Source organism: Aquabacterium sp. (assembly GCF_049317225.1).
Taxonomy (GTDB): Bacteria; Pseudomonadota; Gammaproteobacteria; order Burkholderiales; family Burkholderiaceae_C; genus Aquabacterium.
Window position 1 is genome coordinate 68,627 of sequence record NZ_JBMOIR010000003.1, and the last position, 24,334, is coordinate 92,960.

At 58.4% G+C, this 24,334-nt stretch carries 26 protein-coding genes and 1 tRNA gene; 18 read left to right on the forward strand and 9 right to left on the reverse strand.

All coding sequences use genetic code 11. The features are described from left to right. Positions 1–54: 54 nt before the first annotated feature. Positions 55–366, reverse strand: a complete 312-nt coding sequence (locus ACOYNB_RS03585; protein WP_422837748.1) for a hypothetical protein — start codon at positions 364–366, stop codon at positions 55–57. 84 nt (positions 367–450) lie between these two features. Between ACOYNB_RS03585 and ACOYNB_RS03590 the strand changes: the two genes are divergently transcribed. From ACOYNB_RS03590 to ACOYNB_RS03630, 9 genes are all read left to right on the forward strand, one after another. Then, positions 451–828, forward strand: coding sequence for a hypothetical protein (locus ACOYNB_RS03590; RefSeq protein WP_422837749.1), 378 nt, complete (start codon positions 451–453; stop codon positions 826–828). Positions 829–990: 162 nt separating this feature from the next. Next, positions 991–1,863, forward strand: a complete 873-nt coding sequence (locus ACOYNB_RS03595; protein ID WP_422837750.1) for a PIN domain-containing protein — start codon at positions 991–993, stop codon at positions 1,861–1,863. A 135-nt stretch (positions 1,864–1,998) separates the two neighbouring features. Further along, positions 1,999–2,556 (forward strand): hypothetical protein, encoded by a 558-nt coding sequence (locus tag ACOYNB_RS03600; protein ID WP_422837751.1) that lies wholly within the window; start codon positions 1,999–2,001, stop codon positions 2,554–2,556. A 181-nt stretch (positions 2,557–2,737) separates the two neighbouring features. Then, positions 2,738–3,919, forward strand: a complete 1,182-nt coding sequence (locus ACOYNB_RS03605; protein WP_422837752.1) for an AAA family ATPase — start codon at positions 2,738–2,740, stop codon at positions 3,917–3,919. After that, the gene (locus ACOYNB_RS03610; RefSeq protein ID WP_422837753.1) at positions 3,897–4,847 is read left to right on the forward strand and encodes a DUF4435 domain-containing protein; all 951 of its coding nucleotides are present in this window, start codon (positions 3,897–3,899) and stop codon (positions 4,845–4,847) included. Before ACOYNB_RS03605 ends, ACOYNB_RS03610 begins: the two co-directional genes overlap by 23 nt. 627 nt (positions 4,848–5,474) lie before the next feature. Beyond that, positions 5,475–6,059, forward strand: coding sequence for a DUF2726 domain-containing protein (locus ACOYNB_RS03615; protein WP_422837754.1), 585 nt, complete (start codon positions 5,475–5,477; stop codon positions 6,057–6,059). Between the two features lie 43 nt (positions 6,060–6,102). Next, positions 6,103–6,561: a GNAT family N-acetyltransferase gene (locus ACOYNB_RS03620; protein ID WP_422837756.1), complete on the forward strand. Its 459-nt coding sequence runs from the start codon at positions 6,103–6,105 to the stop codon at positions 6,559–6,561. A gap of 104 nt (positions 6,562–6,665) precedes the next feature. Further along, positions 6,666–7,109 carry a hypothetical protein gene (locus ACOYNB_RS03625; RefSeq protein ID WP_422837757.1) on the forward strand — a complete coding sequence of 148 codons (444 nt, stop codon included), beginning with the start codon at positions 6,666–6,668 and terminating at the stop codon, positions 7,107–7,109. A gap of 20 nt (positions 7,110–7,129) precedes the next feature. Further along, positions 7,130–7,690 (forward strand): DUF4189 domain-containing protein, encoded by a 561-nt coding sequence (locus ACOYNB_RS03630; protein ID WP_422837758.1) that lies wholly within the window; start codon positions 7,130–7,132, stop codon positions 7,688–7,690. A 43-nt stretch (positions 7,691–7,733) separates the two neighbouring features. On the opposite strand, the gene ACOYNB_RS03635 is transcribed toward ACOYNB_RS03630, so the two are convergent. Beyond that, positions 7,734–7,807 (reverse strand) — tRNA-Gly (locus ACOYNB_RS03635). 142 nt (positions 7,808–7,949) lie between these two features. Between ACOYNB_RS03635 and trmB the strand changes: the two genes are divergently transcribed. Next, entirely contained in the window at positions 7,950–8,690 is a 741-nt protein-coding gene (gene trmB / locus ACOYNB_RS03640; RefSeq protein WP_422837759.1) for a tRNA (guanosine(46)-N7)-methyltransferase TrmB, read from the forward strand. An 83-nt stretch (positions 8,691–8,773) separates the two neighbouring features. Here the strand turns inward: trmB and ACOYNB_RS03645 are convergent, their stop codons facing one another. The 5 genes from ACOYNB_RS03645 to ACOYNB_RS03665 are packed head-to-tail and all read right to left on the reverse strand — an operon-like array spanning position 8,774 to position 12,474. Next, entirely contained in the window at positions 8,774–9,595 is an 822-nt protein-coding gene (locus ACOYNB_RS03645; protein ID WP_422837760.1) for a peptidylprolyl isomerase, read from the reverse strand. A gap of 27 nt (positions 9,596–9,622) precedes the next feature. Beyond that, positions 9,623–9,892, reverse strand: coding sequence for a BolA family protein (locus ACOYNB_RS03650; RefSeq protein WP_422837761.1), 270 nt, complete (start codon positions 9,890–9,892; stop codon positions 9,623–9,625). A 10-nt stretch (positions 9,893–9,902) separates the two neighbouring features. Continuing rightward, positions 9,903–10,520 carry a septation protein A gene (locus ACOYNB_RS03655; protein ID WP_422837762.1) on the reverse strand — a complete coding sequence of 206 codons (618 nt, stop codon included), beginning with the start codon at positions 10,518–10,520 and terminating at the stop codon, positions 9,903–9,905. After that, a complete protein-coding gene (gene msrB, locus ACOYNB_RS03660; protein WP_422837763.1) occupies positions 10,517–10,912 on the reverse strand; it encodes a peptide-methionine (R)-S-oxide reductase MsrB in 396 nt (131 codons plus the stop codon). The genes ACOYNB_RS03655 and msrB overlap by 4 nt, the downstream gene beginning before the upstream one ends. Beyond that, positions 10,909–12,474, reverse strand: coding sequence for a protein adenylyltransferase SelO (locus ACOYNB_RS03665; protein ID WP_422837764.1), 1,566 nt, complete (start codon positions 12,472–12,474; stop codon positions 10,909–10,911). The genes msrB and ACOYNB_RS03665 overlap by 4 nt, the downstream gene beginning before the upstream one ends. 123 nt (positions 12,475–12,597) lie before the next feature. On the opposite strand from ACOYNB_RS03665, the gene ACOYNB_RS03670 reads away from it, so the two are divergent. Next, entirely contained in the window at positions 12,598–13,440 is an 843-nt protein-coding gene (locus ACOYNB_RS03670) for an undecaprenyl-diphosphate phosphatase (RefSeq protein ID WP_422837907.1), read from the forward strand. Between the two features lie 58 nt (positions 13,441–13,498). After that, positions 13,499–14,320 (forward strand): ferritin-like domain-containing protein, encoded by an 822-nt coding sequence (locus tag ACOYNB_RS03675; protein WP_422837765.1) that lies wholly within the window; start codon positions 13,499–13,501, stop codon positions 14,318–14,320. A gap of 2 nt (positions 14,321–14,322) precedes the next feature. On the opposite strand, the gene xerD is transcribed toward ACOYNB_RS03675, so the two are convergent. Both xerD and ACOYNB_RS03685 read right to left on the reverse strand, forming a co-directional pair. Beyond that, positions 14,323–15,237 (reverse strand): site-specific tyrosine recombinase XerD, encoded by a 915-nt coding sequence (gene xerD / locus ACOYNB_RS03680; RefSeq protein ID WP_422837766.1) that lies wholly within the window; start codon positions 15,235–15,237, stop codon positions 14,323–14,325. A 13-nt stretch (positions 15,238–15,250) separates the two neighbouring features. Then, on the reverse strand, positions 15,251–15,994 hold the full coding sequence (locus tag ACOYNB_RS03685; protein WP_422837767.1) for a hypothetical protein: 744 nt from the start codon (positions 15,992–15,994) through the stop codon (positions 15,251–15,253). 145 nt (positions 15,995–16,139) lie between these two features. Between ACOYNB_RS03685 and ACOYNB_RS03690 the strand changes: the two genes are divergently transcribed. The 6 genes from ACOYNB_RS03690 (at position 16,140) to ACOYNB_RS03715 (ending at position 24,184) form a co-directional block, all read left to right on the forward strand. Further along, on the forward strand, positions 16,140–16,631 hold the full coding sequence (locus ACOYNB_RS03690; RefSeq protein ID WP_422837769.1) for a GNAT family N-acetyltransferase: 492 nt from the start codon (positions 16,140–16,142) through the stop codon (positions 16,629–16,631). A 66-nt stretch (positions 16,632–16,697) separates the two neighbouring features. Continuing rightward, positions 16,698–18,434, forward strand: coding sequence for a PHA/PHB synthase family protein (locus ACOYNB_RS03695; RefSeq protein WP_422837771.1), 1,737 nt, complete (start codon positions 16,698–16,700; stop codon positions 18,432–18,434). A gap of 106 nt (positions 18,435–18,540) precedes the next feature. After that, on the forward strand, positions 18,541–19,260 hold the full coding sequence (locus ACOYNB_RS03700; RefSeq protein WP_422837772.1) for a CerR family C-terminal domain-containing protein: 720 nt from the start codon (positions 18,541–18,543) through the stop codon (positions 19,258–19,260). Next, complete coding sequence (locus ACOYNB_RS03705; RefSeq protein ID WP_422837773.1) at positions 19,257–20,258, forward strand: HlyD family secretion protein; 1,002 nt, start codon at positions 19,257–19,259, stop codon at positions 20,256–20,258. Before ACOYNB_RS03700 ends, ACOYNB_RS03705 begins: the two co-directional genes overlap by 4 nt. A 2-nt stretch (positions 20,259–20,260) precedes the next feature. Continuing rightward, entirely contained in the window at positions 20,261–23,053 is a 2,793-nt protein-coding gene (gene rbbA, locus ACOYNB_RS03710) for a ribosome-associated ATPase/putative transporter RbbA (protein ID WP_422837774.1), read from the forward strand. A 3-nt stretch (positions 23,054–23,056) separates the two neighbouring features. After that, positions 23,057–24,184: an ABC transporter permease gene (locus tag ACOYNB_RS03715; RefSeq protein ID WP_422837775.1), complete on the forward strand. Its 1,128-nt coding sequence runs from the start codon at positions 23,057–23,059 to the stop codon at positions 24,182–24,184. Positions 24,185–24,334: the final 150 nt, after the last annotated feature.

Sequence of the window (24,334 nt, forward strand, 5' to 3'; positions counted from 1 at the left end):
TTGCTGGTTCCAGGGCAAGTTGACGAGATGTACTGGGAGTACTTTTTCTCACTCTTATGTGTCGCCAACATCGCCCTTGTCCGTAACTTCTTGATCGAGCGACAAGTCGACAAAGAAGACCGATTCGCACTTATGGGCGTAGCCATATTTCTGTTGGGAATATCCGCATTGGTTGTACATGTGCATGACACATGCACCGCCCGATCCAAGTACATTGGCGGAGAACCCCCTACTGAAGAGTGCATCAACTAAGTCACGACGAGAAGCGCACATCAACGGAAGCACAAAAGCCAACAACATGAATAGAGCACGAGCCCAAAATCCAGCGCCTAACTGGGCGGTCAAGCCGACGCCAATACTGGCCATGGCTTCGCCATTTTCATGGCCAGTATTGGTACCCTCCGCCCTATCGGGCTCCGGCGCCGCTTACCTTGAGCGTTAGGCAACTCCATGAATGCCACCATCCGCGCATTACTACTAGCACTTGCATCAATGCTGTCTGCTTGCACGCTAGATGTTCCACAGGCTAGCGAGGCAATCGTTGCGCTAAATGCAGGTACCCTCAATGAGCGTACGAAAAACCTCACAGACGACCAAATGCGAGGCCTCAAAGCGTGGTTTGATGACCGTCGTTCTGGCTGGTTACCCAGCTACGTGACATATGCCCCTGCCATGGAAGTGCGAGTGAAGGGCTTCAACGGCAACAACACGATCATCAACATAATGCCAAGCAAAGTCGTTGTTTACGGAAGCTTCGGTCAATACGAACAGAGATTCCCACCCAACGAACTTTCCATTCTCCTCCTCGCTATCGGGAGCAAGCATTGAAACCCACCTTATCGACTTCCAACAAGTTGCCTAACTGGGGGTTCAACGCGGACGCCAACATGGGCCATGCCTTCGGCATTTTCATGGCCCATGTCGGTACCCTCCGCACTTCGTGCTCCGGCGCCGGTTAACCAGGGCGTTAGGCTTTTCAAGAGCAGCGAAATGGCAATCCAAAAACTACTTTTCGTCGATACCAACATCTGGTTGGACTTCTATCGCGCCAGAACTGAGGCCGGCCTAGCGCTTCTTGAGCATCTTGAAAAAGTATCCGACAAGCTGATTGTTCACTATCAGCTAGAAATGGAATACAAAAGAAATCGACAGTCCGCAATTATTGAGGGCATGCAGGAACTCAAGCCTCCAACGCACATCCCTCGCCCTGGGCTATTCTCAGACGCAAAGGCAGTTAAAGCCATGCAGGGGAACCTCAAAGCGGCAACAGATCGAGTAAAAAGCCTGAAGGCAAAACTTCGCAAGGTCTTAGCAGATCCCGTGAAGCATGACCCGGTCTATCAAGCGTGCCAAAGACTATTTCACGCTGAAACAAATCTTATACTCACACGAAATGACCCTTTTAGGCACATCATTCGGCGACGAGCATTTAGACGATTCCTGCATGGATGTCCTCCGAGAAAGAAAAATGACACATCGATTGGAGATGCACTGAACTGGGAATGGATGATCGAGTGCGCACTTCGGCACGAGGCGGAACTGGTCATTGTTTCACGAGATGCGGATTATGGCGCTGTTTTTGAAGACATCGCATATATCAACGACCACCTAAAACAAGAGTTTTCAGAGCGAGTGAGTCGGCGACGAAAGATTTTGCTATACACAAAACTATCGGAGGCGCTTAAGCACTTCCAAATCCCGGTCACAAGGGAGGAGGTCGAGGAAGAAGAGGCAATTATTAAAGCCGCGCCAACGATTGCCAACACTCCGAAGTCAAAGGAGCAAACTCAATCCGTAGAAGAGATTTTGAGGGAGTTGGATGAGTTTATTAAACGTGGCCCGCCAGGCGTTACCAAATCCTAACTGGGCGTTCAACGTGGACGCCAACAGCGGCCATGCCTTCGGCATTTTATTGGCCGCTGTTGGTGCCCTGCGCCCCTGCGGGACTCCGACGCCAGTTAACTAGTTCGTTAAGCCACAACAACATCATACTGCCACATGGACAAAGAGCATATACAGCGCATTCAAGAGTGGAATCAGTTCAAGGTCTATTTTTACGATCGCTGCAAAAACTTTGAACCAATTAAAAAGCTACTTGAATCGAACATCGTGCACCACTCATTAGATTACGACAACCCAAAGAAGTCCCAACTTGTCATAGCCTTCACCGAGAATCCAATCAACTTTTACAGAGGCGAGCGCGGTCAATTAAATGTCGAGCACCAGTGGGGGTGCAGGCTAATCTATGAACTTGAATACAACGGTGAAATTTCCTGCCGCGCGCTGGGCTACGAGGGCGAGGATTTAAAAATAAGAAAATATAGATCAGCCAATAAAATTTCAGCCGCAAAATTAATAAAGGACCTACGCACCTTTCTGCTTATTGAGGAAAACATCAACAAGACAAAACAGCCAAAATTCACTCAAAGACTCAAGTACAAGATACACACAAAGCTGAGCGCAGGCGGCATTCCGCAATTGCTATTATCAATTGCAAAACAAATTCCATGGCTGGGGAAAATTATTACTTCGCTTGCTGAACACAACAAGCCATGAGTGATTTGAAATGCAGTGCCATTTGTCATCATCCTAACTGTCGGCTCAACGCGGACCTCAACACTGGCCATGGCTTCGCCATTTTCATGGCCAGTGTTGGTACCCTCCGCGCTTCGCGCTCCGGCGCCGGTTAACCTGGGCATTAGCCTTACATAGACACAACCTACGCACAAAAGAAAATATGGCACATATAGTTAGATTCAAGATTGACGGCTTACTTGGTCGTACAGATTCGATTGAATTTTCACTAGATCGAAGCGTTAATATATTTTTTGGCGAGAATGGCTGTGGCAAAACAACGCTGCTAAAAATACTTCAATCGGCCATGTCTCTTGATGGTGAGGCCATGATTCCACTTGCCGTAGAGCGCGCAGAGGTGGACATATACTCTATAAACGAGGGGAAAATTCTAACCCATATTTGGGACAGAAAATCCAAAAAGGGTTCGCTAGATATCACGCATCAGATGATGCTGGCAATTGAAGAGTCAAATATTCCATCATTTGAGAAAGCCCGCCTCATACACATGAGAAGCGGATCGGCAGAATGGAAGATTACGGGCACAAAACGTTCAAAGGCACAACTTCCGTCCGGCTGGAAGCACGCCTACCTGCCTACGACTCGCCTGTATTCCTTTGATGCGGGAAGGCGTCCAATCGAATCCCGTGCGAACAATGAAGACAGGCTCAATGAGTCATTCGCGGACTTGGTAAACAAGCGATGGCTTACCTACTACGCACAAGTGCTTAAAGAGGTAAAGAGGGTTCAAGAGGAAGGCCTACGCGCTGCGTTATATCACAGCCTCGCGATCACAACAGAGACGATTTCCGGTCCAATTCTTAACCCCCATCAAGCATACGAGCGAGTTAAAAAATTTCTCGGTCGACAATCGCAATCAGATGCGGCCTCGCTCGGCCCCATTAAGAAATTCATAGCTAGATATGAGGGTGATGAGAGCCTGAGAAAGGTCGTTGACAACATCAACAACGTTGAAGAGCGAATCGAGCACTCAATGGCCCCGATTCAAAGATTTTCAGAAACCATCAACAATTTATTCTCAAGAGGAAAGAAGCTGCAAACCAATGAAGACGGCCTCTCCGTAAGACTGGAAGACGGGGCCTCCATTTCACCCGCATTACTCTCATCAGGCGAAAAGCATCTGGTTGCGATATTGCTTCAAGCAATGACAATTGGAGAAAACTCAATAATTATCGATGAGCCTGAGCTTTCAATGCACATTGACTGGCAGCACACACTGGCAGAAACAATAATCGCGCTAAATCCATCATGCCAATTGATTGCCGCATCTCACTCACCTGAGATCATGGCAAACATTCCTGATGGAAATATTTTTAAAATATAAAATGAGCAGGTTGACGCATTCAAGAAATGGCGCCATTCGCGCCATGCAAATCTCATCAGCCCAGGTTTTTGCTTTTGTTGAAGGCGGATTGGATCGCACTTTTGCTGAACGCATTCTCAGCACATGCGGACTAAATCAAAATCAATTCAGAGTATTCGCGATAAAAGAAGTGAATAATGGAACGGGTGGAAAGCAAGCAGTCCTTCAACACTTCAAGGAGTTTAGGAGCCAAGGACGATTATATGCAGATGCTTGGGGAAAAAAGCTGGTAAGCATTTTCTTCGCCGACAAAGATGCGGATGACTTTTTAGGCGTCAAGCTCAGATCGCCTCATCTAATTTACACCCCGACGTACGACGTTGAGGGCGTTCTTTTTGGTTTTGGCAATCTGCTGAAGGCTTTAACTGAGGCCTGTCTCATAACCATTCCTCAAGCAAACGAACTACTTGGCGACGCCAAATCATGGATTAAAAATGTTGCAACCCACTGGGTCGACTGGATAACGCTATGCTTAATAAGTCAACAAAAAAAGAAGAATACAGGCTACACTTTTGATCGTATTTCCTGCATCAATCCAGACCTAGCAAAAGAGCCCGACGCAGACAAATTATTGAAGTGCAAGAACCGGGTGGCGCAAGCGTTGATAATGCAAGCAGATGAATTTGAAAAATACTATCAATCCGTGCGGATGCGCGTAATTTCAAGTATTGAGAATGGGCAAAGCCTTAGATTTTTCAAAGGAAAATGGCTAAAATCGATCCTTCAATCCGTTATCGATGCCGCCCCCAGAATTGAAGATGCAAACAAAAATGGGATAGGAGAACGGGTTTGCACCGCGCTTCTAGCACAGGTTGCATCAAGCGCCAATTGCAATTGCGTCAACCATTACAAAACTCTACTAGATTGCGTTTTAATAAAAGTAAAGTAATAACACCAGGCTAACTGTCGGTTCAACGCGGACACCAACACTGGCCATGGCTTCGTCATTTTCATGGCTAGTGTTGGTACCCTCCGGCGCCGGTTAACCTGAGCGTTCGGCACAACGAAAACCTGAACCGATGCGAATATCAATTGCAACCTTGGGGTTCATCTTCGTAACGTACCGAGCACTTGCAGGCGGTTTACCGCCTCCGAGTCGCACGGTCTACAAATGCGAAGATATCAAGAGGGTCTATTACTCTGATTCCCCATGTCTCGGAGCGACAAAGGTTGACATCACGCCAACCCGTGGCCTTAACAAATCAACGGGCCGAGAACTGGTCGGCACAGACGTCAGGCATGAGCAAACACGTGAGCAAGTCGCCGACGCAATTCGGCCAGTAACGGGCATGAGTGCTCAGCAGTTAGACAAGTTCGGCCGTCGCATGCAACTATCAGGCGACGCGCAGAGACAGTGCAGAGAACTGGACCACGAACTGCCTTGGGCTGAACAAGCGGAGCGTGCCGCTAAAGACCCGGCCCAGTTAAAGTCCACGCAAATCAGGCTGTTTAACCTCCGAAAGCAATATCGCGAATTGAGGTGTGAATAACACCTCGGTAGCGCACAACTAGCACGTTGCGCACATTTACAAGGAATCCCATGTCTCCCTTGGTAATCATCCTCGCCGTCATCGCTATTGCAGTCATTCTTGCCGTAGTTCTCAAAGGAGCAGATTCGCGTCAATCTGGCTCCATTGGCTACCCCTATCAACCTGCCAAGCAGCTCTTTAGCCCAGCCGAGCGGTCTTTCCTCGGGGTAATTGATCAAGCGATCGGCAGCGATTTCCGAGTGTTTGGCAAAGTGCGCGTGGCAGACGTTGCGCTGGTCAAGTCAGGCTTGAGCAAGTCTGCCAGGCAGGGGGCGCTCAACAAGATTGCCTACAAACACTTCGATTACGTCGTCTGCAAATCAAGCGACTTGTCGGTGGTGTGCGCCATCGAACTCAATGACAAGTCTCACGGCAGCAAGCGCGCCCAAACCAGAGATGAAATGCTCAGCAAAGTGTGTGACGTCATTGGGCTACCACTCATCACCTTCCCTGCCAAATCCGCTTACGCCATCGCAGAGGTAAAAGCACAACTGGCCAGCGTGCTGGACGTGGCACCTAAAGCACAAGCCACACATGCAAATGCCGACGCACCGCACACGCTAAGCGCCTAACCTGCCAAACACCCCGGGCACACCCAGCACAGCATCCACTTTGATGAACACATTCACACGGGCAGCCCGAGCAGCCGACATCCCTGCCATCGCCAAGCTGTTCGACCTCTATCGCCAGTTCTACGAGCAAGCGCCCGACTTCGACTTGGCATTGCAATTCATCACCGACCGGCTGCGCCGCAGCGAGTCTGTGATCTTGGTGGCTGAGTCGCCGTCAGGCGAGTTGGTGGGCTTCTGTCAGCTCTACCCCAGCTTCTGCTCGGTGTTGGCTCTGCCCATTTACGTGTTGTACGACCTGTTTGTGCTGCCTTCGGCGCGCAAGTCAGGCGTGGGACGGGCCCTGTTGCTGGCCGCAGCAGAGCAGGCCAAGACCGACGGCAAGGCACGCATGGACCTCACCACGGCGCGCACCAACCAGGCTGCGCAGTCGCTCTACGAATCGCTAGGGTGGGTTCGGGACGATGTTTTCCTGGCTTACAACCTGCGCGTGGTCAAAAACTGATCAGTCCGCCGCATGGGTGCTTAACAATCGGTGTCGATGTCCGATACAAATCGGGTGTTCGCCCACAAGGTGAGCGCACCATCTTCCAATCGACCACGTTTGCCATGATCAACAAAAAATACCTCGCTGCGGCACTCTGTACTCTGGGCCTGCACATGGCCGCTTCGGCTGGCGAATTCAATGTGTTCTGCACCTACAAGAACGACAACATTGAAAAGTGCGCCAATGTGATTTCCGATCTCGTGACTGACAAGTACATCGCCAAGTACCCGGCGAACCAGTACCAGATCTTCGTTCACTCCAACATCCACAACTACACAAACGGTGGCTACGCGGCTTATGCACTGGCGGGCATCATTCCGCGTGGCAGCGCCACCTTCCCGGCCAAGTACTTCTCGTCCACCCGCATCGACGGCAGCGACAAGACCTTCTCGTCCGTTCAACTGGCCGAGGTCGAGCTTGAAACCTACCGCTCCGCCGTCAAAAGCCTGATGGATGCCTGCGAGATCTCGCCCAACTGCGACGTTTACACCCGCCGCAACAAGTAATCGCACTGAAAGGCCCCCACATGAAACGCATTGCCGCCTGGATGGCAGCCCTGGGCTGTTTGGTGCTGTCTGCCCCTTCGTATGCTGACTGGATGTCACTGGCCACCTCGCCAAACGGTGCGTGGGGCGTAGCTGTGCAGCAGGCCACGAAGAAGCAGGCTGAATCCCTGGCCTTGAAGCAGTGCAATGCCAACAAGGGGGCCAAGTGCAAGATTGCGGGCTCGGTGGACCAGTTGGGCTATGTGGCCGTGGCCACCAGCCAAACCTGGGTGCGGGCCAGCGTCAACGACACGGCAGAAGGCGCAGCTCAAGATGCCCTTGAGCAATGCGCCCGCAACACCAGCACCGACGACACCTGCGAGATCAAATGGACAGGCATCAACGGCGTGGTCAAGCAGCCCGCCCGCACCGCCAACACGGGTGACTGCCGCCCCCGCACGCGAGAGTTGCGCTGCCGCTCCAACTGCGTCAACGGCAGTTGTGTGGTCGAGTACGAAAACGGTTGCAAGATTCGGGTGCAGGTTCAACCCCGCTTTGATCCGTTCTCGAACCAGTGGACCTACCCCTCGCCAAGCTGCTGAGAACAAAAAAGGCCGTCAGTTTCCTGACGGCCTTTGCTCATGCTGGAGCGGGTGATGGGAATCGAACCCACGTTATTTGCTTGGGAAGCAAGAGTCCTACCATTGAACGACACCCGCAATGCTTGCCATTGTAGCGGCAAGCATTAGTGCTCAGAACCACCTGCTTGAAGAGCGTTGTATTGGCGTCTCGGCCTCAGGTTGAGGCACACTCTCGCCCTTGACCTCTGATCACCGTATTGCGGCTTTCGCCGTTTCGAGCATGTCCAGCCAAGACACACAAAATCCGCCGTCTGACGACAAGCAGCCCGTCAGCCTTGACCACCTGCCGCCCCACGCCCGCACCATCAAGAGCTATGTGATGCGCGCTGGCCGCACCACCGAAGGCCAGGCGCGTGCGCTGGCCGACCTGGGCCCTCGCTTTCTGCTGCCCTATACGGGCGAGCAAATGGACCTGGCCGCCACGTTTGGCCGCCAGTCGCCCGTGGTGCTGGAAATCGGCTTTGGCATGGGCGACGCCACGGCCAAGATCGCCCAGACGCTGCCTGACACCGATTTCATTGGCTGCGAAGTACACGAACCCGGCGTGGGCGCCCTGCTCAAGCACATTGGCGAAATGGGCCTGACCAACCTGCGTCTGGTGCGCCATGACGCGGTGGAAGTGCTGGAAAACATGATCCCGGCCAACTCGCTGGCCGGCGTGCACATTTTCTTCCCCGATCCTTGGCACAAGAAGCGCCATAACAAGCGCCGCTTGGTTCAACCCGCGTTTGTGAGCAAACTGCTGGCCCATCTGGCTCCCGGCGGCTACATCCATCTGGCCACCGACTGGGAACCCTATGCGGTGCAAATGCTGGAAGTGCTGTCGGCCGAACCCGGCCTGGTCAACACTGCAGAAGGCTACGCCGAGAAGCCCGCCTACCGCCCGTTGACCAAGTTTGAAAACCGTGGTCTGAAACTGGGCCACGGCGTGTGGGATCTGGTCTTCCGCAAAAAAGCCTGATGCCTTCCTGCTGGGGCTGACACACTCAGCCCCCAAACAAAAAGCCGCCCGAAGGCGGCTTTTTTATGGTCAACAAACCAAGATCAGTTGCTGAACTTGTAGTCCGTCTTGGCCTTGGTCTTCAGGTCTTCACGGAACTTGATCATCTTGGCTTGCAGTTGACGCTGAACGATCTGGCCCTTGACTTCGTCAAAAGCTGGGAACTGCGTGTCACGCACGTCTTCCAATTTGATGATGTGCCAGCCGAATTGCGACTTCACGGGCACGTCGGTGGTTTGACCCTTTTGCAGCTTGATCAGAGCTTGAGAGAACTCCGGCACGTAGTTGCCGGGGTTAGCCCAGTCCAGATCGCCACCGTTTTCGGCAGAGCCAGGATCCTTGGAGTTCTTCTGAGCCAGTTCTTCAAACTTGGCGCCAGCCTTCAGTTGAGCCAGGATGGCCTTGGCATCGGCTTCGTTCTCAACCAGGATGTGGCGAGCACGGTATTCCTTGTCGCCGTTGGCGGCCTTGATCTTGTCGTATTCGGCGCGGGCTTCAGCATCAGAAACGGTGTTCTTCTTCTCGAAGTCCTGGAACAGGGCGCGGATCAGGATCGATTGACGTGCAAATTCCATCTGAGCCTTGTAATCAGCGCTGCCTTGCAGGCCACGACGCTCGGCTTCCTGGATGAAGATTTCGCGCATCACGATTTCATCCTTGACCTTTTGCTCCAACTCAGGCGTGCGAGTTTGAGGAGGCTGGCCGGGCTGCTGGTTCTTCAGGATCTGGTCGACCATGGCGTCGACACGCGCCTTGGGCACGGCCTTGCCGTTGACGATGGCGATGTTTTGCGCGAACACCAGCGGAGCAGCCAGCGTGAGCGAAGCAGCCAGAACTGCAGCCTTGGCGATACGAGAGGTCTTCATGTTGAGCAGATGCTTGAGGTAAAGGAATCAGACAGGCTCGGCTTTGATGACCAGCGCATGAACGCCCTGGGGAATCAAATCGCGCAGGGCATCATACACAAGGCGATGTCGCTGCACATGTGTCTGACCGGTAAAACAACGTGCGCGCACCTTCACGGTGAAGTGGGTGCCGCTGTCAGCCCCCCCTGTACCGGGGTGGCCTTTGTGGTCGGCCGTGTCGTCGATGACTTCGAGCGACTCGGGTTGCAAGGCGGTACGCAGTACCTCCTCAATTTGCGAAGCGGTAACGGTGGACATGCGAAAAGGTTTATTCCTGCACCATGTGGCGACTGAGGTAGAGGCCCTGCGCCACAGTGAAAGCCAGCGTCAAACCCAGGCTGCCCCACATCTTGAAGCTGACCCAAGTTTCGGTGGGGAAAGTGTAGGCCACCCACAGGTTGAGCACACCCATGCCGGCAAAGAAAAAGACCCAGGCCCAGCCCAACTGGCGCCATACGCCCTCGGGGGCGTGGATTTCACCGCCCATCATCTGCTTGAGCATTTTCTTGTTGAGCACGATTTCGCTCACCAGGAAGCCGCCGGACATCAGCCAGTAAATGACGGTGGGCTTCCACTTGATGAAGGTTTCATCGTGAAACCACAGCGTCAGCCCGCCCAGCACCACCACCACAGCCAAGCCGGCCCACAGCATTTTGTCGACAGGTTTGCGCAGGGCTTTGAGGATGAGGATTTGGGCCATCGTCGCGACCACCACGATGACGGTGGCAAGCAGAACGGGGGCTTCTTTCACGCCCACGGCGCCGCCTGAGACGGCAAACCCAAGGTATTGGGTCATCCACTGCGCGGCCTGTTCTTTGTGGCCATCGGCCCATTTGAAGCCGGTAAAGAACAGGATGATCGGCAGCAGGTCAAAAAAGATCTTCATGCCTTGAAGTCTAGCGCGGCCGAGTTGATGCAGTAGCGCTCCCCCGTAGGCTGGGGGCCATCGTCGAACACGTGCCCCAGATGGGCGCCACAGTTCTGGCAGCGTACCTCCACGCGGATCATGCCGTGCGAGTGGTCCATCACCCGTTCGATCACACCTTCTTCGGCCGGTTGCCAGTAACTGGGCCAGCCACAGCCGGCATCAAACTTGGTGCCTGAATCAAACAGCTTCACACCGCAGCACACACACTGGTAGGTGCCGGGCTCGAAGTGATCCCAGTAGCGCCCCGTGAACGCGCGCTCGGTGGCGGCGTGGCGGGTGACTTCGTAGTCCATGGGCGCAAGCTGGGCGCGCCATTCTTCGTCCGTCTTCTTGACTTGGTAGTCGCTCATGATGAACAGGACACCTCAATGGATGAAGCCCAGTCGGGCGGAAAGTCGGCATCGGCTTCACAGCCTGCCTGCTCGTCAAACGGATGCTGCAGGAGCCGATGCAGGCGTTGTACCTCACTGTCGTCGCCCATGCGAGCCTTTTGGATCGCGGCTTCAGCCATGTGGTTCCGCAGCACGTACACGGGGTTGATGCGCTGCATGCGCGGCGTGCGTTCGGCGTCCACACTGCCTTCTGCTTGCAAGCGAGCCTGGTAGCGCTGGGCCCAGGCGTCAAAGGCTTCGCGGTCCAGAAACAGGTCGCGCACCGAGGCGTTAGCCGGGTCGGTCACGGGCAGGTCGGTCCGGAACCCACACAGGCGACGGAAGGTGATGGTGAAGTCCAGGTGCCCACGCGCCATCAGTTGCAGGAGGTCAAGCACCAGGCGTTCGTCTTCAGGGCGCTCGGTGGTCAGGCCGACCTTGGCCCGCCAGCGAGCCAGCATCTCGGCAGGGAAGCGTTCTTCGTAGCCTTGCAGCACAGCCATGACGGGACCGGTGTCTTCATCCGCCCCGGGGATCAGGGGCAGCAAGGCCTCGGCGAGCGCGCGCAGGTTCCAGTAGCCGATCTGGGGCTGGTTGTTCCAGGAGTAACGGCCGTGTTCGTCGGAGTGGTTGCAGATGTGGTCGGGGTCAAACGCATCCATGAACCCGAAGGGGCCGTAGTCGATCGTCAGGCCCAGGATGGACATGTTGTCGGTGTTCATCACCCCATGGCAGAAACCCACGCTTTGCCACTGGGCCATCAGCGTGGCGGTGCGGCGCACGACTTCGTCGAGCAGCGCCAGCGCGCGATTGGGCGCCTCGGCCAAGTGGGGGTAATGGTGGGCAATGACGGCATCCACCAAAGCGGCCAGCACCTCGTGGTGTCGCGGACGGCGACTGTGCGCAAAGTGCTCGAAATGCCCAAAGCGGATGAAACTGGGCGCCACCCGGGTAACCACAGCCGCGGTTTCAAAGGTTTCGCGGCGCACGGCCAGCGGCGAGGCCGTCAGCGCCAGCGCACGGGTGGTAGGAATGCCCAGACCGTGCATGGCCTCGCTGCACAGGTATTCGCGAATGGATGAGCGCAGCACGGCCCGCCCATCGGCCCGGCGGGAATAAGGCGTGGCACCGGCGCCTTTGAGTTGCACTTCCAGTGGCCCGACCGGGGTGCTGAGCTCGCCCAGCAACAAGGCCCGGCCATCACCCAACTGGCCCGCCCACATGCCGAACTGGTGCCCGCTGTACACCGTGGCCAGTGGCGCCATGCCGGGCCACACGGCGTTGCCGCTGAGCACGTGCAGCGCCGCATCGTCGCCCTGCCCTTGGTGCCAGCCCTCGGGCCAGCCCATGTCGGCCGCCAGGGCGTGGTTCACGGCCACCCAGCGTGGTTGGGGCACCGGGTCACCCCCCCAGGGCGTGCCCAGGGGCACCTGATGCTCGGCATCCAACTGGGTGCTCAGGTGTGCAAGGCGGTTCACCCACTGCGTGGCAGCAGGTCGCCAGGCGGCTTGCGAGGGTGTGAAAACGGGGGCATCAGACATGTGGCGAAGTGTAGACACGCCCCCCTACCCCCTGGGTCAGCAGGGCGAATCGTCATCGGGCGTGACCTAAGATGCGCGGGCGCCAGGGCCTGTTGGCCGGTGCAAGCTATGAGGATGCGTGCCGTGGATATCGTGCTGTTTGTCAAAGCTGCCCTGATGGGCATCGTCGAGGGCCTGACCGAGTTCTTGCCCATTTCCAGTACCGGCCACCTGATCCTGGCCGATGCCTTGATGGGCTTTGGCGGCACCGCTGGCGCCGAAAAGGCCAAGGTATTCGAAATTGCCATCCAGACGGGGGCCATCTTTGCCGTGGTGCTGGTGTACCTGCAACGAATCAAGGACACCGTGGTGGGGTTGGGCTCTGACCCCAAGGCCCAGCGTTTTGCCTTGAATGTGATCATCGGCTTCATCCCCGCCGTGATCCTGGGCCTGCTGTTTGGCAAGGCGGTGAAGGCGCATCTGTTCACCCCCACGGTGGTCGCCACCACCTTCATTCTGGGTGGCTTCATCATCATCGCGGCCGAGCGCATGGCGGCCCGCAAGCCCATGCAGCGCGTGGAAACGGTAGACGACATGAGCGCGCTCGATGCCCTCAAGGTCGGTCTGATCCAGTGCTTTGCGCTGGTGCCCGGCACCAGTCGCTCGGGCTCGACCATCATTGGCGGCATGCTGCTGGGCCTGTCGCGCAAGGCGGCCACCGATTTCAGCTTCTTCCTGGGCATTCCCACCCTGATCGGCGCAGGCGCCTACAGCCTGTACAAAGAGCGCGCCCTACTGTCTCTGGCCGACCTGCCCCTGTTCCTGACCGGCTTGGTGTTTGCCTTTGTGTCGGCTTGGATTTGCGTGCGCTGGCTGATTCGCTACGTGTCGAGTCACAACTTCATGCCGTTTGCCTGGTACCGCATTGCGTTCGGCATCCTGATTCTGGTCACCGCCCACATGGGCTGGGTCACTTGGGCAGACTGAGCACGAAACTCGATCTGCGTCAGAGGCCGGTGGCACGCGCCACGGCACAATCCCGCGCATGAATTGTCGTCATCAGGCCCTGCGCATCCTGCTTGAACCCGATCCTGCCGTCAAAGCAGCGTTGTCGCTTGCTTTGCAGCAGGCCGTCGAAGCCTCACCCGGCGCCTTCATCACCGACGCCGAACGGCAGGAAGCGCTCACACTCACACCCGAACAACAGGCCGCCATGCCGGGACGCCCTGCCTGCCCTTTGCTGGTGCCGGCCAAGCAGGTGCCCTCGCGTACGCCCTTCACGCTGGAAGGCCGCGCGGCGCTGCTGCACGCCATTTGCCACATCGAGTTCAACGCCATCAACCTGGCGCTAGACGCGGTATGGCGCTTTGCCGGCATGCCGGCCGAGTTTTACCGCGACTGGCTGCAAGTGGCCGGTGAAGAGGCTTTGCACTTCAACCTGCTGCACGAGCATCTCAACAGCATTGGCTGGCGCTATGGCGACTTTGAGGCGCATGACGGCCTGTGGACCATGTGTGACAAGACCCGGGACGACATTTTGGCGCGCATGGCCTTGGTGCCCCGCACCCTGGAAGCGCGCGGGCTGGACGCCACACCACTGATACAGGACAAGCTGACCCGAGCTGGGGACTTGCGTGCCGTCGAGATCCTGAACGTGATCTTGCGCGACGAGGTGGGCCATGTCCGCATTGGCAACCACTGGTTTCACCACCTGTGTCAGGAGCGCGGCCTGAACGCCACGCAGATCTACCCAAGTTTGGTGAAACAGTACGAGGCACCCCGCCTGCGTCCGCCCTTCAATGAAGCGGCGCGCAAGGCCGCTGGCTTCACCGAAGACGAACTGGCCTTTTTGCTGGGCGTGGACTGACCTCACCCACGCGGGTGATGCTTGCCGTGCAACTGCCGCAGGCGTTCACGCGCCACATGGGTGTAGACCTGCGTGGTGGAAATATCGGCATGCCCCAGCAGCATCTGCACCACACGCAAGTCAGCCCCATGGTTGAGCAGATGGGTGGCGAAGGCATGCCGCAGCGTGTGCGGTGACAAGGGCTGGGTGATGCCTGCCATAAGGGCGTACTTCTTGATGAGCTTCCAGAACATCTGGCGGGTCATGGGGCCGCCGCGTCCGGTGACAAACAAGGCGTCGCTCACCTGCCCGCCCAGGATGCCACCGCGCGCTTGCTCGATGTAGCGTTGCAGCCAGGCGCCGGCTTCGTCGCCAAAAGGCACCAAACGCTCTTTGCTGCCTTTGCCGGTGACACGCAACACACCCTCATTCAAGCCCACATGCACGGACTTGAGCTCGACCAGCTCGCTCACCCGTAAGCCGCTGGCATAGAGCACTTCGAGCATGGCGCGGTCACGCAGGCCCAGTGGCTCGTCGGGATCAGGTGCGGCCAGCAAGGCTTCAACCTGCGCTTCGGTCAGGGTGCCAGGAACGCGCACGCGTTGCTTGGGGGCGTCCATGCGCACGGTGGGGTCGTGGCTCGTGAGCCCCTCGCGCACGGCCCAACGGTAAAAGCGCCGGAAGCAGCTCAGGCGCCGGCCGGCCGATGTGGGCTTGGAGTCGCCATGGCGGGCCAGCGCATATTCCAGCAGGTCCACCTCATTGGCCTGCACCAAGGTGCGTCCCCGCTTCTGCAGCGCCAGCCACGTCGCCAGCCCTTGCAGGTCACGTCGGTACGCTGCCAGCGTGTTGCGGCTCAGGCCGTCTTCCAGCCAGAGCGCATCAATGAACAGGTCAAGGTGGGGGTCGATGCCCACCGGGGGTACTGCCTCAGTCACGTCACCTCAGTGCTCAGAAAGCCTGTGCGTTGTAAGCACGGCGCACCTCTTCCATGGCCTGCTCCAGCTTGGCGGGCGTGCGCGCTGACGCATCGGTCTGGTTTTGCCACTGAGAGAATGCCTCGGCCTGACGTCGCTTGTATTCGGTCTCGCGCCCTTGGGACTTGGTCTGGGCTTCGTCTTGCGGCACGGGCACCACCGACGTCACCTTGCCTTGCCAGGTTTCCAGTTGCTGGTTGCGACGCGCTTCGTCGTGCTCAACATCGGCAATCAGCGAGGCGCCCATCAGCATGGATTCAATCAAGGAGAACTCGCCGTTGGCCACCCGGTCTGGCAGATCGGCCAGCAGCATGGCCGCCATTTGCTTGCGGCGGCCGGCTTCTTTCTCTTCATCCAGCGCCTGCCACGACTCAAATCCCTTTTGATAACGGTTGAGTGCAACCAGATTACCGGCCGCGTTTTCGGGCATGCCGATTTTGGACAGGGCGTTTTTCAGCGCCAGCCAGTCATCAGGCTGGACATCGGACGGACGGCCATCGCTGGTGATGGGTGGATGCAGATTGAGCGCCGGTCCATTGGCCCCAAAGCCGGTTTGCACCATGTTGTCCATGGGCGAAGACGCGGATGACAACACGACCCCTTCCCGCTGGTCGGACGAACCCGAAGACATGAACCAGTAGGCCAGTCCGCCAAGGACGGCAACACCTGCCGCGATGACTGCGACCGTGCGAGCTTGAGAGCGTTGGTAAGTGATCATGTTCCTGCTTTGGCGTATCTGGGCACGTTATGCCCTCTGTGTTCAGGCATTTTGCAGGAAGTCCGGCGGACAATGCGACAACTTGCAACAGTCCCTGCATCTGATGTTCCCCCGCCCGACCTCGCCTTCTTTGACCTTGCGCCCTATGCGCACCACAGACCTGGGCCGAGTCTGTGAGATCCAGCACCAGTGCTACAGCCGCGATTTTCATGAGCCCGAGGCTGCGTTTGCCTCGAAATTGCGTCAGTCACCCGGCTCTTGCTGGGTGGCCTGCGACGCGGGCGACCTGCCGATGGCCTACCTGGTGTCGCTGCCCGTGTCACCCGGTCACTACCCAGCACTGCATGCCGACGACTGGATGCCCCCAGCACGCCCCACCACCCTGTACATGCACGACATGGCGGTGCTGCCTGCATGGAAGGGGCAAGGGGTGGCGGTGCAGTTGTTTAATGCAGCACATCAGTACACCATACGGAGTGGGCTGAGCGACATCACGCTGATTGCCGTACAGGGTTCAGTACCGTACTGGCAACGCCATGGTTTTGCCATGGTTGCGCCCGAAGACATGGACCACGCCATGCGCAAGAAGCTGGCGTCGTTCGGCCCAGATGCGCGATTCATGAGGCAGGTCATCTAGCTGTCGCATCCGTGACTTAGCATTTGACTGTGGTCAAGGCCTGCCCATTGCTTCAAGGAATCTGACATGACAGAGACGTCTCTCACCACCATGCAACAAGAAACCTGGAAAGAAGTGACCCGCGCACTGGATCGCCATGTGCACGGACAGATCGGGCAAGCGGTCAATGGCATCTCGCCGATTCAGGCCAGTTTGGTCTATCTGGACTGGCTGGCCCACTTCTGTGCCTCACCCGGCAAGCAACTGGAAGTGGTTAAAGAGACGGCCGATGATGTGAAAGATGCGGCCACGCGCCTGCTCAAACCGGGCGGCTGCGATGACCATTGCCACGACGACCGCCGTTTTGCGGCGCCGGCCTGGCGCCAGTGGCCCTTCAATGTCTATGCGCAGGCGTTTCAACTGACTGAGCGGGCCTGGGAGCGTGCCACGCACGAGGTGCCGGGCCTGAACAAGCGTCACTCTGACGTGGCGTCGTTTGCCGCACGCCAATGGCTGGATGTGATGGCGCCCTCCAACCTGCCGTTCACAAACCCGGAAGTGATCCAGGCCACCCTGCAAGAAGGGGGCATGAACCTGGTGCGGGGCTGGATGAACTGGCTGGATGACATGCAGCGCGAAACGCGTGGCGTGCCGCCCGCTGGGGTCGAGGCTTTCAAGGTGGGCGAGACGGTGGCGATCACGCCAGGCAAGGTGGTGTTTCAGAACGACCTTATCGAACTGATTCAATACACGCCAACAACCGAGAAGGTGCATGCCGAGCCGGTTTTGTTCGTGCCGGCGTGGATCATGAAGTACTACATCCTCGACTTGTCGCCCAACAACTCGATGGTGAAGTACCTGGTGGACCGCGGGCACACGGTGTTCATGATTTCCTGGAAAAACCCCTCCGAGGCCGACCGCGACAAGTCGATGGAAACCTATCGGCAAGATGGCGTGATGGCAGCCCTGGATGTGGTGAGGCGCATCGTGCCCAAGCACAAGGTGCATGCCGTGGGCTACTGCCTGGGGGGCACCCTCCTGCAAATTGCAGCCGCCACGATGGGACGCGATGGCGATGACCGTCTCGCCTCCATGTCCTTGTTTGCGGCACAAGGCGATTTCACCGAAGCGGGAGAGTTGCTGCTGTTCATCAACGAGGCAGAAATCAACCTGCTGGAAGCCATGATGGCCGAGCAAGGTTACCTGAAGGGCAGCCAGATGGCAGGCGCCTTCCAGTTGCTGCACTCGAACGACCTGATCTGGTCGCGCGCACTGAAGTACTACATGCTGGGCGAACGCGACCTGCCCAACGACCTGATGGCCTGGAACGCCGACACCACCCGGATGCCCTATCGCATGCACTCGGAATACCTGCACAAACTCTTCTTGCGCAACGATCTGGCAGGCGGCCGCTACGAGGTCGACGGCCAGCCCATCTGGTTCACCGACATTCAGGTGCCCTGCTTCGCCGTAGGTACCTCCAGCGACCACGTGGCGCCCTGGAAGTCGGTCTACAAATTGCATTTGCTGCCGCTGGATCTGACCTTTGTGCTCACCAGTGGTGGTCACAACGCCGGCATTCTGAGCGAACCCGGACACCCCAAGCGTCACTTCCAACTGCAGCACCGTGCCGCAGGCGAGCGTTACATGTCGCCGGAAGCCTGGACAGCCAAGGTGCCGCATCAGGAAGGCTCATGGTGGCCGGCTTGGGAAAACTGGCTCGCCCAGCAATCCAGTGGCTTGATGGCCCCACCGCGCATGGGATTGCCTGGCAAGAAAGTGGCATTGCCTGATGCCCCCGGCGAGTACGTCCGCATTCCTTGAGTGCAGCGCGCAACGACTGCAGATTCGTTGAGGCGCATCAATTTATACAGTTGATTAACTTTCCACAACATGCGATGCTGTGAGGCATCAACTGCCCACACATCGCATGCCGGCCACACGCGCCATCGCTCACGCTCAGCACCCGACCCCGGGTGACTTGCACGAGGTTTCCCCGAAGGGAGCCCTGGCGCGTGAGCGCATGCTGAAAGTAGCGCTGGACCTGTTCGGCAAGCATGGCTATGACGCCACCACCACCCGCATGGTGGCGCAAGCGGCCGGTATGAACCTGGGCTCCATCCCCTATTACTTTGGGTCGAAAGACGACTTGTATGTGGAGGCTGCCAACCATTTGGGCGCTTTCATCCAGTCCGTTCACTCTCAGCCATTGAGCGCCCTGGTCACCGGTGCTGCAGCAACGACCGAGCGCGAGGCATTGATCGAACTGGTGCTGACGTTCATCGACTCGCAAGCCCGCATCTTGCTGAGCAACGACATCCCGGCCACCTGGATCCAGTTCTTCCTTCGCATTCAGACCGAGCACGGTGATGCGTTTGAAGGCCTGTTCACACGTGTGCTGAACCCGGTGCAGACCACGCTGAACGACGTGGTGGCGCGCATCACCGGGCGAGGCCCCGATGACATCGACACACGCCTGCTGTCGTTTCACCTCATTCACCAGCTCATCAACTTTCGACTCGCAGAAACGGTGCTGGACCGGCGTCTGCCGCCTCAGTCGCATGAAGAGCGGGTCGAAACCATTCTGAAATTCATCAAGCCATCGCTGCGCAACCAGTTGCGCGCAGCGGCTCTGGAGTCCGGACAATGAACAAGAAAGCCATCGGTTGGGCCTTGGCCCTCACAGCCATTGCCACGGCAGCGGGTGCCTGGTGGTATCAGGGCCAGCGTGATCGCTTGCCTGCGGGCTTGCTGGGCAGCAACGGTCGGCTGGAAGTGGAACGCATTGAGGTGGCCGCAAAGTACCCCGGCCGCATCACCGAGTTGCCCGTTCGTGAAGGCGATGAGGTCAAGGCCGGTGATCTGATCGCCCAGCAAGACACCGCCGAAATGCTGGCGCAACGTGCCGCCGTGGAAGCCGCACGCCAGCGTGCCACGCAGGCCATGGCACGCGCACATGCCGAAACCGATGTGCGCAAGGTGCAGGCCAAGCTGGCACAACTGGAACTGGATCACACCGAACGTTTGCGCAAGGATGCCCTGGTGTCTGGCGCCGAGGTCGAGCGTCGCGCTGCCCAGCGAGACGGCGAAAAAGCCGGAGTGATGGCTGCCACCGCCGCCATTGGTGAGGCGACAGCCGCCAAGGCCGAGGCCGAAGCTCAGATCCAGCGACTGAATGCGGTCATTGCCGACATGAGCTTACGTGCGCCGGTCAGCGGCCGCGTGGAATACCGCGTGGTGGAGCCTGGCTCGGTGCTGCCCTCCGGCGGGCGCGTGGCCACGCTGCTCAACACGTCAGATGTGCACATGACGGTGTTCCTGCCCACGGCGGTCATCGGCAAGCTGAAGGTGGGCGACGAAGCGCGCATCGTGCTCGACGCCTTGCCCGGCTACACCTTCCCGGCGCGCATCTCGTTCGTTGCGGCTGAAGCGCAGTTCACCCCCAAGTACGTCGAAACCAGTGTCGAGCGCGACAAGCTGGTGTACCGCGTCAAGCTTCAGGTCCCAGCCGAAGTGGCCAAGCAGTTTTCACCTTACGTGAAGGCGGGCTTGACCGGCAATGGTTTTGTGCGCGTCGAGCCAGGCGTGGCTTGGCCGGAACGCCTGGCCGTCAAACTGCCCACCCTTGAGCAACGTTCTGCCCATTGAGCATGCGCGAACACCAAGCTGACGCCTCGGCCACCGCATCCGCTGCGGTGGTGCTGACCGGCGTCTCGCACCGATATGGCGACACCGTTGCCCTGCAAGACGTTCAGTTGACCTTGCCGGCGGGCCGCACCATTGGGCTGGTCGGCCCGGACGGCGTCGGCAAGTCAACCATGCTGTCGCTCATTGCCGGGGTCAAGCGCCTGCAAGCAGGCCAGATTTCAGTACTGGGTCTGGACGTGGCCCACGCCAAAGACCGTGCCCAGTTGGCCCCCCGTGTGGCCTTCATGCCGCAAGGCCTGGGCCGCAACCTCTACCCCACGTTGTCGGTGGAAGAAAACATCGACTTCTTTGCCCGACTGTTCGGACACAGCGAGGCCGAGCGTGCCAGCCGCACCCAGCGCCTGATGGATGCCACAGGCCTGACACCGTTCCGTGACCGGCCGGCCGGCAAGCTGTCGGGCGGCATGAAGCAAAAGCTCGGCTTGTGCTGCTCACTTGTTCACGACCCGGACCTTCTGATCCTCGACGAACCCACCACCGGCGTGGACCCGCTGTCGCGCCGGCAATTCTGGTCGCTGGTTGAAAGCCTGCGCCGCGAGCGCCCCACGATGACCGTGATCGTGGCGACCGCGTACATGGAAGAGGCCGAACGCTTCGAATACCTTGTGGCCATGAACGATGGGCACATTCTGGTGTTTGATCACACCAGCCAGGTACTGGAGCGCACCCCATCCCATACGCTGGAAGCGGCCTACATTGACCTGCTCCCCCCGGATCAACGCGGCAGCGGTGAGCCCCTCATCATCCCGCCCCGGCCACCAGCCACCGGCCCCCATGCCATCGAGGCCTCACGACTGACCCGTCGCTTCGGCGACTTCGTGGCGGTGCAGGACGTGAACTTCCGCATCGAACGCGGCGAAATCTTCGGCTTCCTCGGCTCAAACGGCTGCGGCAAGACCACCACGATGAAGATGCTCACCGGCTTGCTGGACATCAGCGAGGGGGAAGCGCGCCTGCTGGGTCAACCGATTGATGCCAAGGACCTGCGCACACGCATGCGGGTCGGCTACATGTCGCAGTCGTTCTCGCTCTACGAAGAACTGTCGGTCGAGCAGAACCTGATGCTGCACGCCCAGCTGTATCAGCTGGAAGGCAACGCTGCGATGGAGGCCGTGCGCACCAGCCTGACCCGTTTCGAGTTGGCTGACCATGCGTCCGCGCGCCCCATGTCGATGTCCCTGGGCATGCGACAGCGCCTCCAACTGGCGGCAGCCTGCCTGCATCGGCCGGAGGTGCTGATCCTTGACGAACCAACCTCTGGCGTCGACCCGGCCGCGCGGGACATGTTCTGGCGCTACCTGATCAAGCTGTCTCGTGAGGAGCAGGTCACCATTTTCGTGTCCACGCACTTCATGAACGAGGCCGAGCGTTGCGACCGCATCTCCCTGATGCACAGAGGTCGCGTGCTGGCCGTGGGATCGCCAGACGATCTGCGCAGCCACCAACACGCCGACACGCTGGAAGCCGCCTTCATTTCTTACCTGGAAGCAGCAGACGACACGGTCGAGACCGCGCATCAGGCAGCCAAGGTGCAAGCCGATGCCAGCCCGGCGCCCGCCCCCGAAGCCGCAGCACCTGCCGCGCACCCGGATGTCAGCGACCGACTGAGCACCTGGTTTGCGCGGATGTGGGCCTTTGCCCGGCGTGAGGCCATGGAACTCAAGCGTGATCGCATCCGTCTGGCCTTTGCCATCATGGGGCCCATCATCTTGCTGCTGACAGCTGCGTGGAGCATCTCGTTCGACATCGAGCGGATCGGATTTGCCGTACTCGACCGCGACCAGACCCATGACAGCCGCCGGCTGATCGAACACTTTGCCGGCTCTCGTTACTTCATTGAAAAACGTCCGCTGCTGGGCACCGAGGACATCAACCGGAGATTGCAAGAGCACGATGTGTCACTCGTCATCGAGATTCCGCCCAACTTTGGTCGGGACCTGCAGGCCGGACGCCATCCCGACATCGGCCTGTACCTTGATGGGGCTCAGCCCTTCACCGCCGAAAACGTACGGGGCTATGCGCGCGGCATTCTGCTGGAACACACGGCACGCCTGATGCGAGAAACACCGGGTGCAACGCAGCTGACACTCCCCGCCAAGATGGAGCCCCGCTTCACCTACAACCAGGAGTTCCGCAGCATCTACGCCTCGACCCCAGGCCTGGTCATGCTGTGTCTCATCATCATCCCCGCCATGCTGACCGCGCTAGGGGTGGTGCGTGAGAAGGAGATGGGCTCCATCATCAACTTGTACGCCTCACCGGCCAGCATTGGCGAGTTTCTGGTGGGCAAGCAACTGCCCTACATCGGGCTGGCCATGGTGAGCTACCTGACGCTGGTGTTGCTGTCGGTCACGCTGCTGCAAGTTCCGCTGAAGGGAAGCTTCGTCGGCCTGAGCCTGGGTGCACTGTGCTTTGTCTTTGCCACCACCGCACTGGGACTGCTGATTTCAGCCTTCCTGCAGTCGCAGGTCGCAGCATCGTTCGCCTCGGCCATCATCTGCCTGATTCCATCCGTGAACTTCTCCGGTTTGCTCTACCCGGTCTCCACACTGACCGGCGGGGCTGAGTGGGTGGGCCTGGGCTTTCCTGCGTCGTGGTTCCAGCTGATCAGTTTGGGCGCGTTCACCAAGGGTCTGGGCGTAGGCAGCTTCTTGCCCATGTACGCCGCTCTGATCGGGTTCGGGCTAAGTTACCTGGTGCTGGCGCGACTGGCCGTTCGCAAGCAGGAGGACTGAACCATGTGGACCTGGATTCGCAACGTCACCCGCCTGACCGTCAAAGAGTTTCGCAGCCTGCTGGGCGATGTGCCCCTGATGGCCTTGATCGTGTTTGCCTTCACGGTGGCCATTTACACCACCGCCAAGGGCGTGAAGGCCGAGGTGGCCAATGCCTCGGTGGGCATCATTGACAGTGACCGCTCTGCCCTCTCCTTCCGACTGCGAGATGCCATCCGCGCCCCCTACTTCAAAGCCCCGGTGGACGTGACCCATGAAGAGGCCGGCCCCGCGCTGGACCGTGGCGACCTGATCTTCGTGATCGACATCCCCGCCAACTTCGAGGCCGATGTGCTGGCCGGCCGCGCACCCGCCATCCAGGTGCGCGTGGACGCCACGGCCATGACCCAGGCCGGGCTGGGCGTGCTCTACCTCAACGAGATCTTCCTGAAAGAGCTGCTGGATTTCTTCCATCAACGCGGGCTGGAATCCATGCTGCCCACACAGGCGGTCATTCACCTGCTCTTCAATCCCAACAACCAGTCTCACTGGTTCACGTCCATCATGCTCATCGTCACCAACGTGACGGTGTTGTCCATCATCCTGGTGGGCGCAGCCGTGATTCGTGAGCGTGAGCACGGCACCATCGAGCACTTGCTGGTCATGCCCGTGCGCCCCAGCGAAATCGCCATGGGCAAGATCCTGGCCAATGGGGGTGTGATCCTGCTGGCATCACTCCTGGCCTTGTGGCTGGTGATCCACCAATGGTTACAGGTGCCGCTGGCTGGCTCCATCTGGCTGTTTGCTGCTGGTGCTGCGCTGTACCTGTTTGCCGTGACCTCATTGGGCATCTTGTTGGCGACCACGGCAGCGAGCATGCCGCAATTTGGCCTTCTGGCTGCGCCGGTCTACGTCGTGCTGTACCTGCTGTCGGGGGCTGCCACGCCGGTGGAAAGCATGCCACTGGCCATCCAGGACATCGTGCAGATTTCGCCAACGACCCAGTTTGTCAAGCTCACCCAAGCCGTGTTGTATCGGGGCGCAGGCCTCGACATCGTGTGGCCGCAATTGTTGGCTGTGGCGGCTGCCGGCGCACTGTTTCTGGCACTGGCCTTGCATCGTTTTCGGTCGATGCTGGCCAAACAAGGATGAACTGATGCGCCAGCCTTTGCCAGCCATGCTTGTGTGTTCACGCCCACCCGCCGGAATCGGTGGGATGCCAATGCGACACCTGGGTTTATTCTCCCCGCAACCCGGTGGTCGTCCTGTCACAGGTTCACGCGAAACTCTTCGGTTGCCTTT

Excerpts from the sequence above, each read along its gene's own strand:
- ACOYNB_RS03695 (WP_422837771.1), top strand. The coding sequence starts at position 16,698 with ATGACAGAGACGTCTCTCACCACCATGCAACAAGAAACCTGGAAAGAA.
- ACOYNB_RS03705 (WP_422837773.1), top strand. The coding sequence starts at position 19,257 with ATGAACAAGAAAGCCATCGGTTGGGCCTTGGCCCTCACAGCCATTGCC.
- ACOYNB_RS03595 (WP_422837750.1), top strand. The coding sequence starts at position 991 with ATGGCAATCCAAAAACTACTTTTCGTCGATACCAACATCTGGTTGGAC.
- ACOYNB_RS03700 (WP_422837772.1), top strand. The coding sequence starts at position 18,541 with ATGCCGGCCACACGCGCCATCGCTCACGCTCAGCACCCGACCCCGGGT.
- ACOYNB_RS03630 (WP_422837758.1), top strand. The coding sequence starts at position 7,130 with ATGAAACGCATTGCCGCCTGGATGGCAGCCCTGGGCTGTTTGGTGCTG.
- ACOYNB_RS03590 (WP_422837749.1), top strand. The coding sequence starts at position 451 with ATGAATGCCACCATCCGCGCATTACTACTAGCACTTGCATCAATGCTG.
- ACOYNB_RS03610 (WP_422837753.1), top strand. The coding sequence starts at position 3,897 with ATGGAAATATTTTTAAAATATAAAATGAGCAGGTTGACGCATTCAAGA.
- trmB (WP_422837759.1), top strand. The coding sequence starts at position 7,950 with ATGTCCAGCCAAGACACACAAAATCCGCCGTCTGACGACAAGCAGCCC.
- ACOYNB_RS03625 (WP_422837757.1), top strand. The coding sequence starts at position 6,666 with ATGATCAACAAAAAATACCTCGCTGCGGCACTCTGTACTCTGGGCCTG.
- ACOYNB_RS03600 (WP_422837751.1), top strand. The coding sequence starts at position 1,999 with ATGGACAAAGAGCATATACAGCGCATTCAAGAGTGGAATCAGTTCAAG.
- ACOYNB_RS03645 (WP_422837760.1), bottom strand. The coding sequence starts at position 9,595 with ATGAAGACCTCTCGTATCGCCAAGGCTGCAGTTCTGGCTGCTTCGCTC.
- ACOYNB_RS03620 (WP_422837756.1), top strand. The coding sequence starts at position 6,103 with ATGAACACATTCACACGGGCAGCCCGAGCAGCCGACATCCCTGCCATC.
- ACOYNB_RS03605 (WP_422837752.1), top strand. The coding sequence starts at position 2,738 with ATGGCACATATAGTTAGATTCAAGATTGACGGCTTACTTGGTCGTACA.
- ACOYNB_RS03655 (WP_422837762.1), bottom strand. The coding sequence starts at position 10,520 with ATGAAGATCTTTTTTGACCTGCTGCCGATCATCCTGTTCTTTACCGGC.
- ACOYNB_RS03690 (WP_422837769.1), top strand. The coding sequence starts at position 16,140 with ATGCGCACCACAGACCTGGGCCGAGTCTGTGAGATCCAGCACCAGTGC.
- ACOYNB_RS03585 (WP_422837748.1), bottom strand. The coding sequence starts at position 366 with ATGGCCAGTATTGGCGTCGGCTTGACCGCCCAGTTAGGCGCTGGATTT.
- ACOYNB_RS03650 (WP_422837761.1), bottom strand. The coding sequence starts at position 9,892 with ATGTCCACCGTTACCGCTTCGCAAATTGAGGAGGTACTGCGTACCGCC.
- ACOYNB_RS03675 (WP_422837765.1), top strand. The coding sequence starts at position 13,499 with ATGAATTGTCGTCATCAGGCCCTGCGCATCCTGCTTGAACCCGATCCT.
- ACOYNB_RS03715 (WP_422837775.1), top strand. The coding sequence starts at position 23,057 with ATGTGGACCTGGATTCGCAACGTCACCCGCCTGACCGTCAAAGAGTTT.
- ACOYNB_RS03685 (WP_422837767.1), bottom strand. The coding sequence starts at position 15,994 with ATGATCACTTACCAACGCTCTCAAGCTCGCACGGTCGCAGTCATCGCG.
- ACOYNB_RS03665 (WP_422837764.1), bottom strand. The coding sequence starts at position 12,474 with ATGTCTGATGCCCCCGTTTTCACACCCTCGCAAGCCGCCTGGCGACCT.
- rbbA (WP_422837774.1), top strand. The coding sequence starts at position 20,261 with ATGCGCGAACACCAAGCTGACGCCTCGGCCACCGCATCCGCTGCGGTG.
- msrB (WP_422837763.1), bottom strand. The coding sequence starts at position 10,912 with ATGAGCGACTACCAAGTCAAGAAGACGGACGAAGAATGGCGCGCCCAG.